A 16,057-nucleotide genomic window follows, 5' to 3' on the forward strand; every position below is an offset into this window, starting at 1 on the left:
AATTTAATCGGATTATGTTATCAAAACGTTAAGAAAATTATGTTTTACGTAATCTCTTGAATATTAAAGCGGTTTTATTGATTTATAGTAGTAAAATTGTCATTTTTTTGAATTTATGAGTTGATTTTTTGTTAAAATAGCAATGAGTGTTGATGGGAAAAAGCGAGGTGGTGTTAATTTTTGATTAACTGAATATACTGAAAACTAGTATTATAAGAAAAAGCTTATTGATTGCATAGGAATCAATAAGCTTTTATGTATTTTACGGTATGTAGTTTTTAGGCTTACTTATTTTTTAAGAAATGATTTAGTAGAAAAGAAGTAGAGCTGTCGTGATTCTTTACTGTTTTTGTATTGATTTCTTCAAGTATAGAATTAGCTAATTGTTTTCCTAATTCTACCCCCCATTGGTCAAAACTGAATATATTCCATATTACTCCTTGAGTAAATATCTTGTGTTCATACAAGGCAATTAGTGAGCCTAAAGATTTTGGAGTTAATTTTTGGATCAATATTGTATTTGTAGGTTTGTTGCCTGCGAATACTTTAAAAGGTGATAAAAATGCTGCTTTGTCTGCAGGTATACCTTGTTTGTCAAATTCGGCTTGAACTTGTTCTTTGGTTTTCCCGTGCATTAAAGCTTCAGTTTGTGCAAAGAAGTTCGACATTAGTTTATCGTGGTGGTCTTCATTACCGTATAAAGGTTTTATGTATCCGATAAAATCTGTTGGGATTAATTTTGTTCCTTGGTGTATTAATTGGAAAAATGCATGTTGTGAGTTTGTACCAGGCTCTCCCCAAATAATAGTTCCGGTTTGGTAGTTTACAGGTTTTCCATCACGGCCAACACTTTTTCCGTTACTTTCCATTGTTGCTTGTTGTAAATAAGGAGCTAGTTTTTGTAAATATTGTGTGTATGGAATTAAAGCTTCACTTTCAGCTCCGAAAAAATTATTGTACCAAACGCTTAATAAAGCTAATATTACAGGAATATTTTGGTCAAATTCAGCTGATTTGAAATGTTCGTCCATTTCATAAGCACCATTTAATAATTCATCGTAGTTATCAAATCCAACAGCTAAGCTGATGCTTAAACCAACTGCGCTCCATAGAGAAAAACGTCCTCCAACCCAATCCCACATTGGGAAAATGTTATCAGGATTAATTCCGAATTCGGTAACTTTTTCAATATTAGTTGATACAGCAACAAAATGCTTAGCAATATCTTCCTGACTAGCCGATTTTAAGAACCATTCTTTTATTGTTTCAGAATTGGTTAGTGTTTCTTGAGTAGTAAACGTTTTAGAAACAATTACAAATAATGTTGTCTCAGGGTTTAGTTTTTTGATAACTTCATTAACGTGGTCTCCATCTACGTTTGAAACAAAATGGGTTGTTAAGTGATTTTTGTAAAACTGTAAAGCTTCAACAGCCATTACAGGGCCTAAATCTGATCCGCCAATACCAATGTTTACAATATCTGTAAAAGTTTTTCCTGTGTATCCTTTTCTAGTGCCTGAAGTAACTTCTTGAGTAAATGTTTTTATTTTGTTTTTTACACTATAAACTTCAGGTATTACGTTTTCGCCATCTGCTTTTATTACTGCTGATTGTTTGGCGCGTAAAGCAGTATGTAAAACAGCTCTGTTTTCAGTCTGGTTAATGGTTTCTCCATTGAAATATTGAGAAATAGCATCTTTTAATCCAGTTGAATTTGCTAATTCTAATAAAAGAGAGATGGTTTCCTGATTGATGTTATTTTTAGAATAATCTAGTAGAATGTCATTCCATTGTAAATTGAATTTTTCAGCACGAGCACCATCTTGTTGAAATAATTCTTGTATCGTAGTTTCGCGAATTGCGTTATAGTGGTTTTGTAGATTTTTCCACGCTTCAGTCCCAGTTGGGTTTGTTGTGTTTAAAGCCATTTTTTTGTTTGAATTGAAAATTTGGTTATTAAACAACAAAAATACTGAAATTAGTTTCTAATAGAGTAACCCTTCACAATTATATAGCAATTAGTTACGAAAACGATTTATATGTTTGTTAGTCTTTAATTCTTGCAGTTATTATGATAGCGCCAGCATTTTCTTTTTCATTATATATTATACGGCTACTATTTTGGTTTAAGAATTCTAAATTTAGGATATCGGATTTCTTAAGAGGTAATAATATAGTATCTTGTTTTTTGTTGTATTTAAAAGGAATTCCGTTTATTACAATCAAAGGAGATTTGTCAATCTGATTTTCTTTGATAGCATGGTTGATTGATTCTGAAACAAAATATTTGTTTGCCTCGGTATCATTTAAAATAAAAGTTTGATGATTGGAACATCCTAATACAATTATAGAATAAACTACTAATAGAACTTGTTTCATCAATTAATATGATTTAGTGAATTGTTATTTTTTAGGTGTGAAGTTTTACCATATTTTCCACCAAGGTTTTTTATTTACCTCAATTGTTTTCTTAGTCATATTGATTTCTATTCTTTTAGGTGATTCTATTTTAATTTTAGAATCATCAAAAAACATTTCACCAGTATCATCCATTCCAATTGGAGTTTTTGTTTTTTCTTTCCAGTCTTTAGTTTGTAGTTCTGGAATCAACAGATTGTTTCTTTTGTTAATAAAACTATCTCTTGCTTCTTCTGTAATTTCTTCTTCTAGGTTTGAAGATGAATTTTTAAAAAGCGTTAGTGAATTGTCAGGAATGTTTAAAAGAAAAATCTGTGTTTTGTCATCGATTGTCTGGATGTCTAATACTTTAAAATAAGCAATAGTGTCTAATAGGAAATGTCCGATCTTTGCTGAATCGGGATTGAATATAGACAAGTCTTTTGCGTGAGCACTTGCAATTATATATCTACAATTTCCAGAAAGTCCTCCGTTTAAAGAGCTCATATCCGTAAATCCTTTTTCATGAATTATTTGACCGACTTTATAATTAGAAATTAGGCTATCGGTCAAATTTGTATCTCTGTAAAATAGTTTTAAACCTGAAAAAGTTTCATTGTATATAGACTTAAGTCGAGAGTTTTTCATTGGTTCCTATTTAAAAAAAAAAGATTTTATTAAAAGCTATAAATTCCCAATACTATCCAGTTCTCTTTTTAAAGGTTCTATTTGGTTTAAAAAGCGTTCTCTGTTTCTGCCAGTCAATGATTCTCCTGTTGGTAGGTTTAATTTTAAGGCATCTACCTGTACACCATTTTTCCAGAAACGATAACATACGTGAGGGCCAGTTGCTAAACCTGTGCTTCCTACTAATCCAATAGTTTGACCTTGTGTAACGCGCTGTCCGCGTTTTACTAATATTCGGGACATATGTAAATATTGAGTAGAGTAAGTACCGTTGTGTTTTACTTTAACAAAATTTCCATTTCCAGCGGTATAGCCTGTAGTTTCTACTATTCCAGCCGCTGTTGTCGATATTGGAGTTCCTGTAGGAGCTGCATAATCAGTTCCTTTGTGCGCTTTCCAAGTGTGTTGCACAGGGTGAAATCTATTGCTAGTAAACCTAGATGTGATTCTACTAAATTTTATAGGTGTTTTTAGGAAGAGGTTTTTAAGTGTTTTTCCCTGATCATCGTAATATTCTATTTTTCCAGATGTAGTATCTTGTTCAAAAGGGAAGGCGTAAACGATTTTGCCTTTATATTCAAAGAAGGCAGCTTCTAGTTCTTCTACACCATCATAAATAGAGTCATTTATGAAGCGTTCTTTGAAAATTAAGCCATAGCGATCTCCTTTTTTTAATTTAAAGAAGTCAATAGACCAAGCAAATATTTTAGTAATTCGGCTTGCAAGTGCAGCTTCGACACTCTCATTTCCTAAAGTTTCTGACAAAGAGCTTTTTAAAACCCCACCTATTATTTTTCGTTTAAGAGTAACGGGTTTTACTTTTTTATATGCTTTTGCAATGCTATCTCGTAAATCAATTACATAATAACTTAATGCGTCGGGTTGGTATATGAATACTTGGAGGTTGTTTGTTTTGTTTTTTGATCTAAGTAGTGTGTATGGTTTGTGGTATCGAATGTTTCTAACATTAAACGAATCTTTTATTTGCTCAACAATAGTGTAAACTTGTTTGTTCCCAATGTTTTGTCCTTGTATTATAGTTCCGAAGGTTTGTCCTTTTTCGATAGTGTCATTAACTACATTATAGTCAGCATAATTAAATCCAAATTCAGTTTTAGATGGTTTTGGTTTGGTTGTTTTAGTTTCAATTTTATCCGTTTTTTTATTACATGATATTATTAAAAATAATACTATTATAATTGCTGCTACTTGTTTCAAACTGTTCCTTTTTTTATTAATTAAACTTCTTTTTCATTTCCCCAATTGGCTAATTCTTCTGGGCTCCATAATTCTGGAAAAAATATTCTGCGTTGATATTTTGGATGCATATATTTTTGCCAATCGCTTCCTCCAGTTGCTTCTCCATTTCCTTTTCCGCTCTCAAGGATGTATTTTATAGCTGTGTTTAAATGTTGCATTACCCAAGTAATATTTACTGTATGGTCATAATGACGCATTGCTTGGACTAATGTGGGGTTTTTTTGATCTTCTTCTGGGAGTTGTTTGAATTTTTGCCAAATATTTTTGGTTCGGTATTCTTTCATTTGGGTTAGAAATTGAGATTTGTATTTTTTCTCAAATTCTTGAAGTAAATATGATTTTTTTCCTGTTTGGTAATCTTTTCCGGCTGCCTGCCAATATAAATGCTCAAAACTAGTTTCTAAATCGGTATTTGAATCAAAAGTTTCTTTGTATCTACGATCTGTTAGATTGATAACATCGGTTGATGAAAACTCTATTAGGCGATATTGTGCGCTTTGGAAACCACTGGCAGGAGTTAGTGTATTTCGGAATTTCATATATTGTTCAACTTCCATTCCGTTTTCCATGATGCTAAATGAATTGGTTAGCATATCAAAATATCGTGTGATTCTAGAAAGACGTTCACTGAAAAAATCAGTTTGTATGTTTTCTACCTCCGAAATTTGTTCAATTTCCCAAAGTATCATTTTGAATATTAATTCATTTACTTGATGGTACATAATAAATACCATTTCGTCAGGAAGTGTTGTTCTTTGTATTTGTAGATTTAAAAGTGCGTCAGTTTGAATGTAATCCCAATATGTAATAGGTTTTGACCAAAGCAGACCTTCCAATTGTACATCTGTTTTCTGGTTTATAGCGTGGTATTTTTTATCAATTTCTTTTAAAATTGATTCTGAATTATCAGTGATATTCATTATTTTTTTACTTTAAGTGGATTCTTTAATCCTTTGAATGCATCTAAATCTGCTTTTATTGAGCCAACAGCAAGTTCTGCTTTTACTCGAACAGGTAATTTATTGTTGTCGTCTGATATCCATAGCGTTACACTTTCTTTTTCTTTGAAAACGCGTCCCGATTGTACTAATGGTTTGAAAATCATAGTTGGAACGGTTCCAAATTTAGTTGTAATATCCTCACGACCTACGAATTTTAACTTAAATTTTGTTGTTTCGTTGTCAAAAAACATATCAATCGTTATTGAATCACCCGATTTTAGTTTGTCTATATTAGGGTGATTTCTTAGATAATAAAATGCAGAGATAATATCTTGTACATTTTTACCAACAGCGACTGTTTTTTCGGTTTTGTGTTTGTAATCTTTTACTAGAACTCGACCATCTTGAGCAAAAAAACCTTCTTGATTCTTGGTGTATCCGCCTTCGTCTATTTTTCGTACAAATTGATAAGGGGCTCCGGTTTCTTTATCAAAATAGCTTTCGTATAAATCATCTACTTTAAAGAAAAATCGTGACATACCAGTTGTGTATCCTTTGCCAATTGCATGGAATACTTTTTTATTATTTACTGTAGCTTCTTTAACTTCAAGTGTGGCATATCCAGCATTTATAATACCGTAATGTATTCTAAACTTGAACCATTCGCCTACGTCGAATGCGTCTTCTTTTTGGGAATCGAAGCTGAGTGTAAGAATGACGAATATGGAGAGGATTAGTTTTTTCATAAGTTTCTTTGACAATTTATAAAGATAAATGCAAATTCTATTCCAAATGTATTAAAACAAAAAAACTCAGTCAAGGAATGACTGAGTTTTTATGCTATTAACTAACCAAAAAACTATAAATTATGAAATTTATATCAATTTAGGAAGGAAACCACCCCCTCCTGTTTTGCGAGTGCAAAGATAGATACAAACTCCTTAAAAATAATAGTAAAAAAGTCAGTTTAACATAACATTTGCAAAAAAAGCATCAGTTTAAAGAGGATTTTTTTGCATAATGCATAAAAAAACCGTTTTTACAGCGTTCCTCGCAATTCTTGTTCTCTTTCAATTGACTCAAAAAGGGCTTTGAAGTTCCCTGCACCGAATCCTTTAGCTCCCATTCTCTGAATTATCTCGAAAAATAAGGTAGGACGGTCTTGAACTGGCTTAGTAAATATCTGTAACAAATATCCATCTTCGTCTGCATCGACCATAATGGCTAGTTTTTCAATTTCATTGATGTCTTCTTTCATCATTTCCATATGAACTCCTAAGCGTTCTGGAATTGCTTGGTAATATGTATGTGGTGGAGCTGATAAAAATTCAACACCTCTTGCTTTTAATTGTGATACAGTTTTTATAATGTCATCTGTAGCGATAGCAATATGTTGAATTCCTGGTCCGCCATAAAAATCTAAATATTCTTCAATTTGTGATTTTTTCTTTCCTTCAGCAGGTTCATTGATTGGGAATTTGATTCTTCCGTTCCCGTTAGACATTACTTTACTCATCAAAGCAGAATATTCTGTAGTGATTTGTTTGTCATCAAATGATAAGAAATTTACGAATCCCATAACGTCTTCGTAGAATTTTACCCATGTATTCATTTCATTCCAACCTACATTTCCTACCATGTGGTCGATATATTTTAATCCTGTTGGTTCTGGATTATAATCTGATTTCCATTCTTTGTAACCTGGTAAGAAAACACCATTATAATTTTTTCTTTCTACAAAAATATGAACTGTTTCTCCGTAAGTGTAAATTCCTGAACGTACTACTTCTCCAAATTCATCTTTTTCGACAGTAGGTTCCATAAACGAACGTGCGCCACGTTTTATAGTTTCTTCATATGCGCTTCTGGCGTCTTCAACCCAAAGAGCAGCAACTTTTACACCATCACCATGTTTTTTAAGATGTTCGTGAATAGGAGAGTCTTGCGTTAAGGGTGTTGTTAAAACAATTCTGATTTTGTCTTGTTTTAAAACATATGATGCTTTGTCTCTTACTCCTGTTTCTAGCCCTGCATAAGCTAATGATTGGTAGCCAAAAGCTGTTTTGTAATAGTGTGCTGATTGTTTTGCATTTCCTACGTAGAATTCTACATAATCTGTACCTAATAAAGGAAGAAAGTCTTGTGCTCCTTCAAAGATTTTTTCTAATCCGTATTCTACTGATTTTACGTTTTTCATAATGAGATAATTTGTAAATGAGATAATGAGATAATTCTTGAAATGGATATAATTAAAAAAAAAATATTTTCTAATTGACACATTCTCTAATTTTCTAATTTTCTAATTTTTGATGTTGATATTATTTTGTTTAAAATTTTTAAAATTTCAGACAAATCATTTAATAAATTATTACAGTTTGGGTAATCTTTATGAGCTTTACATAAGAATAGCCAATATTCAGTTTCGTCTGCTTCTTTAATCGCAATTTTTAATTTATGAATAAAATCTGCTTTACTTTCTACATTTTGAGATTCTTTCGAATTAGCTCCAATAGATGTTCCGCTTTTTAATAATTGATTTGCAATAACAAATTTCTTTTGATCTTGTAATTGATTCGTGTAGTCAATTATTTTTAGTGCAAAATTGAATGTCTTTATTAAAAGTGTATTGTCTTTGTATTTTTCGTTGAATGTCATTTGTTTAATTAGAGAATTAGATAATGTGTTAACGAGATGATTTATTATATTTAGTAAAGATAATAATTTGTAATCTAAGGATTACTTTTTTCATTTCAATAGAGATTTTCTAATTATCAAATTGGCACATTGACTAATTATTCTGTCCAAGATTTGTAATACTGTCCATCATCAAGACCCATTGCTTCTTCCGTTACCATAAGTGGTCGGAAAGTATCAACCATTACAGCTAATTCGTGAGTTTCTTTATGACCAATACTACGCTCCATTGCTCCTGGCGCTGGGCCGTGTGGAATTCCTTTTGGATGTAAAGTAATATGACCTTGTTCTATGTTATTGCGACTCATAAAATCACCGTCTACATAATATAGTACTTCATCTGAATCGATATTACTATGATTATATGGAGCAGGAATTGCTTTTGGATGATAATCGTAAAGTCTTGGGCAGAACGAACAAACAACAAAAGTGGCTGTTTCGAAAGTTTGATGTACTGGTGGCGGTTGGTGTACACGCCCAGTTATAGGTTCAAAATTATGAATCGAGAATCCATAGGGGAAATTATATCCATCCCAGCCCACAACATCAAAAGGATGAGTGGCATAAACAACTTCGTGAATCATGCCTTCTTTCTTGATTTTAATTAAAAAATCACCTTTTTCGTCGTGTGTTTCTAATTCATTTGGCAATATAAAATCACGCTCACAAAATGGAGAATGTTCTAAATGCTGACCTGATTGATTTTTATAACGTTTTGGAGTATAAAAAGGAGCGAATGATTCAACGTAAAATAGTCGGTTTTCTTCTGTCTCGAATTCTATTTGGTAAATAATACCTCGGGGAATGATTAAATAATCTCCATATTCAAAAGGGATATTCCCTAGCATGGTTCTTAATTTTCCTTTTCCTTTATGGATGAAAATCATTTCATCGGCATCGGCATTTTTGTAGTAATATTTTCTAAGTGATTCTTTTGGAGCTGCTAAGCCTATAATGCAGTCTTTGTTAACTAACATAGCTTTGCGACTGTCAAGAAAATCATTTTCTGGCTTTAATTCAAAACCTTTAAAAAGCAATGACTTTATATTTTTTCCAATTGCAATTTTTGGTTCAACAGAGTAAGAGTTTAAAATTTCCTTTACTTGTGTTGGTCTGTGAACATGATAGGATAATGATGAGTGTCCGTGGAAACCTTCGGTTCCAAATAACTGTTCATAATAAAGTTCGCCGTTTGGTTTTTCGAACTGGGTGTGTCTTTTTTGAGGAAAACTTCCTAATTTATGATATAATGGCATGGCTTTTCAATTAGATAACTTGTAAATTAGATAATTAGAAAATGTGAATTGTGTGAACAGATAATTAGTTTATTTTCTAATTGACCAATTACCCCAATTCGAAACCATTACTCAGGATTTCTCTTGATGAGGAATTGAAGATGTTCTAATAAACCTGTCCATTTTGTTTTCATTATGACAAATATCGTAATTTATATTAATAAAAATTACACATTATATTATTTATAACACAAATTATTTCTAAAATCTGAATTAGAATACAAAACCTATTTTAAACCAAGTGTAGCCTTTTGTATTTTCTGGTGACCAAGAATATTTTACTTCTATAGGGCCTAACATTGTTTCTAGTCCGTAACCTACGGCATAACCGGTGTATTTGGGTACTGATATCCATTCGACACCTTCAAAAATATTGTCACCAAGGTTTGCAAAGTTTGCAGCGAAATTAATATGATTTTTTTTGAAAATCTCATAATCAAATGTTATGTCAGTTTTTATAAGGCTATTTCCAGAAACACTTAAAAAGTCATATCCATAGAAATAATTAAAATTATCTAATTTTTGATAGCCATATCCTCCTAATAGATAATTAAAAAAAGGTACACTTGTTTGACCAAAAGTTAGCCCTGCATTGGCTTTAAGCACAACTGTAGCTCTATTAAATATGGTTTTTGCTATACCAATTTCGGCTTTTGCAGTAGAGAAGGGTTCAAATGCTTGTGTGTAATTTGAAGAGAATAAATAAGATTGAATATTACCCGAAAAACCCCACCCTCTTTTAGGGAAGTCTTTATTGTCGAAATTGTCGTAATTCATATATCCGAATAAACTAAAGTAGCTACTTTTGTCGATATTAGGATCTGTACTGACAGATGTATTAGAATTTATTTTTAAATATTTGTATTCGACTCCTCCTCCTATTAAAAACTTCTGAACAAAAATACTTTGAAAATAAGCCTCATTCGTAATATCAAGAAAATCAACATTAACTAAGTTTGGATCTATGTTTTTATTAAGTGGATTGCTTAATTCACTTGATATGTTTCGATTAAATTGGGTTAATCTTGATTTGAATCCAAAACTAATATTAAAACCATTCTCGATATAATAATCTAGATTATATCTAAAATTATCTCCTAAAATTACATCTAATGAAGTAATGTCGTTTTTAAAGAGTGTTTTTTTATGTGTTAGATTTACTAGTATTGCACTTTTATACAAGCCATCGTAGTGTAAGCCAAATTTTAAATATGTTTTTGTTGGATTTTCTTTTAAAACTAAATTTAAGTCGTCGCGAGAATCGTTAGAATCTAATGAATAGGAGATGGCGCTAAAGTTTTGAGTAGCATTAATGTTGTTGACTCCTTTTATTAGATCTGCATAGGTTATTTTTGAACCAGCTTTAAAACGTAGTTTACTTGTTATGTATTCTTCAGTATAATTGTCTAAATGATTGTTGTTTATGTTTTTTATTTTTAGTGTGTCTGAAGCTACTTTTAATGCAGGTTTTTTATAATAGCCTTGTTTTTCAACTAATGCTTTAATTTTTTCATAAACCGAGAATGTAGCATCTTCTCCTCTGCGGATAATTTGTTCTCCTTTATCAAACGAGATTACGCCATATTCTTTAATATCTGGTTTGATATAAATATCGGTGTTTTTTACTTTTCTCTTCATCTTATCGATAGATTGAAGATTGGTAATTTGTACCAAAATACGAGTAGCATCTTTAAGTTTGTGTCGGTCTAATAAGTCATCTTGTACATCGACTCCTATGATAATATCCGCTCCTAAATTTCGAACTTCTTTTATTGGATAATTATTTACAACTCCTCCGTCTACAATAAGTTTTCCATCTATTTCTACAGGTGAGAACAAGGAAGGAAATGCCGCACTTGCAATCATAGCTTGAGCTAAATTACCTTTGTTTAGCAATATTTCTTCACCAGTTTCAATGTTGGTTCCAATACATAAAAAAGGAGTAGGTAATTTATTGAAATCTCGAATGTGCCTTACGTTTCGAGTAAGACTGCTTAGTAAATTATAGTTGTACATTCCTTTGGAAAGGGCTTCGGGAATACCAATTTTAAAATTACTGAATGGTAAAATTACAGCATATAACTCATCGTTTCTTTTTTCGTAAAAGTTTTTAGATGATCTTGGGATGTAATCATTTATTAAATCATCAAAATTGGTTCTTTTGAAAATAGAATCAATCTGGGCGGCGTTATATCCTGATGCGTATAAACCACCGATTATTGACCCCATGCTGGTACCGCCTATAAAATCTATTTTTACTCCAGCTTCTTCCAGTACTTTTAAAACACCAATGTGTGCAAATCCTTTGGCGCCTCCACCACTTAACACTAATCCTATTTTTGGACGATATGAAGGATCATCTTTCGTTTTCTTTAGGGTATCTTGAACAAGTTTGTCTTGAGCAAATGTGTGTTGTGTAAATCCAAATAATAACAATAGAGCCAATTTTTTTAAGCTCCAGATAGGAATGGAAAATTGCGAGTATATAAAAGCTGTTTTTTCTTGCAAAATAAGAGCGACCCTAGAAGCTCTTTTTTTTGTAATAGAAAAAAAGCTTTTTAATCGGTTTGTAGTGGACAGCTGGGTGAGGCTCATAGAAATAGCTGGTTTGTTTTGTAAAAGTCGGAAATATTATTGAACTTTATGTGTCATTTTTGTTTTAATACTATTATTTCTTTAATAAAATTAGGTTTTTGTTTTTGTCAAATTTCCATACATCAGTATGCCATCGTGCACCACCTCGACAACTTGATTGAAACGTTTTTTCTTTTTTATTTAGTTGGATGTCGCAAAATTCATCGCATTTAGGATTGTAATCTGTTGGGATTTTTAATTTGTTAAATTGTTTGTTTACAGAGTTATATATGAAAAGTTGATGTATTGTATAAACTCCCATTCCATCATCTAGATGATAATAAGCAAAATCTTGGTAGCCATCAAAATTGTAATCTTCATTCACCAGATGCATTTCTTTGCCTGTTATAGATGTTTCGATACTATCTATAACTTGTATTTTGTTATTCTCTGAATTAGTGATTTCTAATTTTTCAAAATCATTTATTGCTTTTATTTTTATTAGCGTTTTATCTTTTTGGTAAAATTCAAGGTTCTTTTGACTGTAACAGTGGCATGAAAGCAATATAATAATACTTAGAAGTGCTATTCTCATGATCTTATTCTTGGGTTGTGTTCTTGTAAAATGTTGTTATCTTTTTTGCTTTATATGGGCCTACAACAGCTGATATTTCTTTTTCTGAAACCAATTTTAATCGTTTTACACTTTTAAAATGTTGTATTAAGGTCAGCATGGTTTTTTCGCCAATTCCAGGAATACTTTCGATAGATGAATTTAATGCTGCTTTGCTACGTTTGTCACGGTGAAATGTAATTCCGAATCGGTGCGCTTCGTTTCGTAATTGTTGAATTATCTTTAATGTCTCAGATCTTTTATCTAGATATAATGGTACAGAATCTCCAGGGTAAAAAAGCTCCTCAAGACGTTTAGCAATACCTATTATTGTAATTTTACCTCGTAAACCAAGCTCGTCGATACTTTTTAAAGCAGCTGATAATTGCCCTTTTCCTCCATCAATAATTATTAATTGCGGTAGTGGCTCGTTCTCTTCCAATAGTCTTTTATAGCGACGATAGACAATCTCTGTCATAGATGCAAAGTCATCTGGACCTTCAACAGTTTTTACATTAAAGTGGCGGTAATCTTTTTTGCTTGGTTTTCCATCTTTAAAAACCACACAGGCAGCAACAGGGTTTGTTCCTTGTATGTTGGAGTTGTCAAAACATTCTATATGACGTGGCTCAACAGGTAGGCGTAAATCTTTTTGCATTTGTGCCATAATACGTTTGGTATGACGGTCTGGATCTACAATTTGTAATTGCTTTAGTTGTTCTATGCGGTAAAATTTGGCATTCCTAATTGATAAATCGAGAATTTGTTTTTTATCACCCAATTGTGGAACTGTAACTTTAATATTTTCTCCTAAATCGACTTCAAAAGGTACAATTATCTCTTTTGAAAGTAATTGAAATCGTTCACGAAGTTCGATTATTGCCAGTTCAAGTAATTCAGCATCAGTTTCGTCTAGTTTCTTTTTGATTTCTAAAGTATGGGAACGAATAATTGAACCATGCGAAATTTGAAGAAAATTGACGTATGCAGCACTTTCATCCGAAATTATCGAAAATACATCAATGTTGGTGATTTTCGGATTTATAATAGTTGATCGTGATTGATAATTTTCGAGAACTTCTATTTTCTCTTTTATTTTTTGCGCTTCTTCAAAACGTAAATCTTGTGCCAATTGGGTCATAAGACGTTTAAAATCTTTCATGCTTTCTTTGAAGTTTCCTTTTAGGATTTCACGAATTGCATCAACTTGTTTTTGGTAATCTTCTAGTGTTTCTAATCCTTCACAGGGACCTTTGCAATTTCCAATATGAAACTCTAAACAGACTTTGAATTTTCCGCTATTGATATTAGACTGACTCAAATCGTAATTGCAGGTTCTAAGAGGATATAGCTCTTTTATAAGGTCCAAAATTGTATGTACAGTTTTAAAGCTGGTATAGGGGCCAAAATATTCAGAACCATCTTTGACCATTCTGCGTGTAGAAAATATTCGAGAAAAAGGTTCTTTTTTTATACAAATCCAAGGGTAGCTTTTGTCATCACGCAATAAAACATTGTAACGTGGCTGTAAGGTTTTTATAAGATTGTTTTCTAATAAAAGTGCATCTGTTTCTGTAGGTACTACAATGTGTTTTATAGTGGCAATTTTCTTCACCAAAACATTGGTCTTGGCAGTATCATGAATTTTATTAAAATAGGAAGAAACTCTTTTCTTTAAATTTTTAGCTTTACCTACATATAATATTTTTCCATCTTTATCATAATATTGATACACGCCAGGATTGTCTGGTAAAGTTTGAATTTGGAGTTCGAGAGGTGTTTTTTGCATTCTGTTTTATTTCTAAAGCTCAAACAATGTGCCTTAGAAATAATTTTCATAGGCATGATGTTGAATTAACTTCAAATTTACGAATTCAAAATAATAATCTCTATATTTAGCTTTTATTATTGAATATGAGAAATAGTAAACCATTGGTGATTTTTGGAGAATCGATTTTACCAGGTGAAAGTAAAACTATCAATGTTGAAATTGCCCGACTGCACACTACAACCAAACTTAATATTCCTGTTATTATAAGACGCTCTAAAATAGAAGGGCCTGTAGTACTTTTTTCGGCAGGAATTCATGGTGATGAAATTAATGGTGTCGAAATTGTTCGCCAGATAATTAGCAAGAAAATAAATCGTCCTAAAAAGGGAACCATCATTTGTATTCCAGTTATAAATATGTATGGCTTTGTAAATAAGGCGCGTGAATTTCCTGATGGACGTGACTTAAACCGTGTTTTTCCTGGAAGTAAAAAAGGATCTTTGGCAAGCCGATTTGCATTCCATATTGTTAATGATGTTTTGCCAATTGTTGATTATGCTGTCGATTTTCATGCTGGAGGTGCAAGTCGTTTTAATGCACCTCAGATTAGGCTTTCTGAAAATAATGCTGATTTGAAAATTTTAGCGGATGTGTTTAGCGCCCCTTTTACTTTATATTCTAAAAATATTTCGGGTTCTTTTAGAAGTATAAGCGAAAAATTAAAAGTAAAAATGCTACTTTTTGAAGGAGGAAAATCATTGGATATCAATCATGATATTGCCAATATAGGAATTGATGGAGTTAAGCGCTTACTGACTCATTTAGGAATGTTAGATGTAGGACATGTTGTTGATCCTCCGGAAAAACCTTCTATTTATATTGAAAAATCAGTATGGTTGCGAGCTAAATGTTCTGGATTACTGCATGACTATGATACAATTGGCAAGTTTGTTAAAAAAGGGACTATTTTAGCAATTATTACCGATCCATTTGGTAAGTTTGAACGAAAGGTAAAAGCACCTCATGATGGTTATATTATTAATGCAAACCATTCGCCAATTGTGTACGAAGGTGATGCTATTTATCATATGTCCAAAACAAACCTCGATGATGATGATGACTAAAAAAGAATTGCGCTTACAGAAAAAAGATTTGAGAAAACAGCTCTCTGAAACTGATATTGATGAATTGAGCTTGGTGATTGCTAATAGTATTCTTTCGTTACCAATCTGGGAGAAAACCTATTTTCATGTTTTTTTGCCAATAGTTGAACATAATGAAGTGAATACTGAGTTTATCTTGCACTTGCTTGCAGGCAAAGACAAAGAAGTTGTAATTTCTAAAAGTGACTTTGAAACTAGAAAGATGACTCATTTTTTGCTTACTGATAATACTAAAATAAAAAAGAACGAGTATAATATCCCTGAACCTGTAGATGGTTTAGAAGTCCCATCAAGTAAAATTGATGTTGTCTTTGTTCCTCTCTTAGCATTTGATGTTTTTGGAAATAGAGTAGGATATGGAAAAGGATTTTATGATAAATTTCTATCTGAATGTAAGCCAGAAACTATAAAGATAGGATTGTCTTTCTTTGAAGCTGAAACTGAAATTATAGATGTTTTTGAAGGGGATGTAAAATTGGATTATTGTATCACGCCTAAGAAAATTTATAAGTTCTAGGTTTCTTTATTGAAAAGTTTTTCAGTTTGGGACTTTTACCGCCAAGATCCGCCAAGAAATAGGATTTGGTTTGTACTGAATTAAGATTCGCAAAGATTCTTGGTTTGGGTTTTTTACCGCAAAGATCCGCAAAGAAATTTAGATT

Annotated in this window: 14 protein-coding genes; 2 read left to right on the forward strand and 12 right to left on the reverse strand. The window is 31.9% G+C overall.

Annotation, left to right across the window (positions count from 1 at the left end):
* Nucleotides 1–284: 284 nt before the first annotated feature.
* The 12 genes from pgi to uvrC form a co-directional block, all read right to left on the reverse strand.
* Nucleotides 285–1,928, reverse strand: a complete 1,644-nt coding sequence (pgi, locus tag LPB87_RS11490) for a glucose-6-phosphate isomerase (protein WP_230727986.1) — start codon at nucleotides 1,926–1,928, stop codon at nucleotides 285–287.
* Nucleotides 1,929–2,046: 118 nt separating this feature from the next.
* A complete protein-coding gene (locus LPB87_RS11495) occupies nucleotides 2,047–2,379 on the reverse strand; it encodes a hypothetical protein (protein WP_230727988.1) in 333 nt (110 codons plus the stop codon).
* A gap of 45 nt (nucleotides 2,380–2,424) precedes the next feature.
* The gene (locus LPB87_RS11500; RefSeq protein ID WP_230727989.1) at nucleotides 2,425–3,045 is read right to left on the reverse strand and encodes a hypothetical protein; all 621 of its coding nucleotides are present in this window, start codon (nucleotides 3,043–3,045) and stop codon (nucleotides 2,425–2,427) included.
* A 36-nt stretch (nucleotides 3,046–3,081) separates the two neighbouring features.
* The gene (locus tag LPB87_RS11505; RefSeq protein ID WP_230727990.1) at nucleotides 3,082–4,302 is read right to left on the reverse strand and encodes a peptidoglycan DD-metalloendopeptidase family protein; all 1,221 of its coding nucleotides are present in this window, start codon (nucleotides 4,300–4,302) and stop codon (nucleotides 3,082–3,084) included.
* Nucleotides 4,303–4,322: 20 nt separating this feature from the next.
* Entirely contained in the window at nucleotides 4,323–5,264 is a 942-nt protein-coding gene (locus tag LPB87_RS11510) for a tryptophan 2,3-dioxygenase family protein (protein ID WP_230727991.1), read from the reverse strand.
* The gene (locus tag LPB87_RS11515; protein WP_129540537.1) at nucleotides 5,264–6,031 is read right to left on the reverse strand and encodes a DUF3108 domain-containing protein; all 768 of its coding nucleotides are present in this window, start codon (nucleotides 6,029–6,031) and stop codon (nucleotides 5,264–5,266) included. The genes LPB87_RS11510 and LPB87_RS11515 overlap by 1 nt, the downstream gene beginning before the upstream one ends.
* Before the next feature lie 293 nt (nucleotides 6,032–6,324).
* Entirely contained in the window at nucleotides 6,325–7,485 is a 1,161-nt protein-coding gene (hppD, locus tag LPB87_RS11520; RefSeq protein ID WP_129541135.1) for a 4-hydroxyphenylpyruvate dioxygenase, read from the reverse strand.
* Nucleotides 7,486–7,568: 83 nt separating this feature from the next.
* On the reverse strand, nucleotides 7,569–7,940 hold the full coding sequence (locus LPB87_RS11525) for a four helix bundle protein (RefSeq protein WP_129540538.1): 372 nt from the start codon (nucleotides 7,938–7,940) through the stop codon (nucleotides 7,569–7,571).
* A gap of 137 nt (nucleotides 7,941–8,077) precedes the next feature.
* Entirely contained in the window at nucleotides 8,078–9,235 is a 1,158-nt protein-coding gene (locus LPB87_RS11530; protein WP_129540539.1) for a homogentisate 1,2-dioxygenase, read from the reverse strand.
* Between the two features lie 252 nt (nucleotides 9,236–9,487).
* Nucleotides 9,488–11,719 carry a patatin-like phospholipase family protein gene (locus LPB87_RS11535; RefSeq protein WP_230727993.1) on the reverse strand — a complete coding sequence of 744 codons (2,232 nt, stop codon included), beginning with the start codon at nucleotides 11,717–11,719 and terminating at the stop codon, nucleotides 9,488–9,490.
* Between the two features lie 223 nt (nucleotides 11,720–11,942).
* Entirely contained in the window at nucleotides 11,943–12,443 is a 501-nt protein-coding gene (locus tag LPB87_RS11540) for a hypothetical protein (RefSeq protein WP_129540541.1), read from the reverse strand.
* Between the two features lie 4 nt (nucleotides 12,444–12,447).
* Nucleotides 12,448–14,250 (reverse strand): excinuclease ABC subunit UvrC, encoded by a 1,803-nt coding sequence (uvrC, locus tag LPB87_RS11545; protein ID WP_230727995.1) that lies wholly within the window; start codon nucleotides 14,248–14,250, stop codon nucleotides 12,448–12,450.
* A 125-nt stretch (nucleotides 14,251–14,375) separates the two neighbouring features.
* Here uvrC and LPB87_RS11550 point away from each other — a divergent pair, with 125 nt between their 5' ends.
* Together LPB87_RS11550 and LPB87_RS11555 are read left to right on the forward strand one after the other, a co-directional pair.
* A complete protein-coding gene (locus tag LPB87_RS11550) occupies nucleotides 14,376–15,356 on the forward strand; it encodes a succinylglutamate desuccinylase/aspartoacylase family protein (protein ID WP_230727996.1) in 981 nt (326 codons plus the stop codon).
* On the forward strand, nucleotides 15,343–15,912 hold the full coding sequence (locus tag LPB87_RS11555; RefSeq protein WP_164998761.1) for a 5-formyltetrahydrofolate cyclo-ligase: 570 nt from the start codon (nucleotides 15,343–15,345) through the stop codon (nucleotides 15,910–15,912). The genes LPB87_RS11550 and LPB87_RS11555 overlap by 14 nt, the downstream gene beginning before the upstream one ends.
* The last annotated feature ends 145 nt before the right edge of the window (nucleotides 15,913–16,057 follow it).

The organism is Flavobacterium sp. EDS (genome assembly GCF_020991525.1).
Classification (GTDB): domain Bacteria; phylum Bacteroidota; class Bacteroidia; order Flavobacteriales; family Flavobacteriaceae; genus Flavobacterium.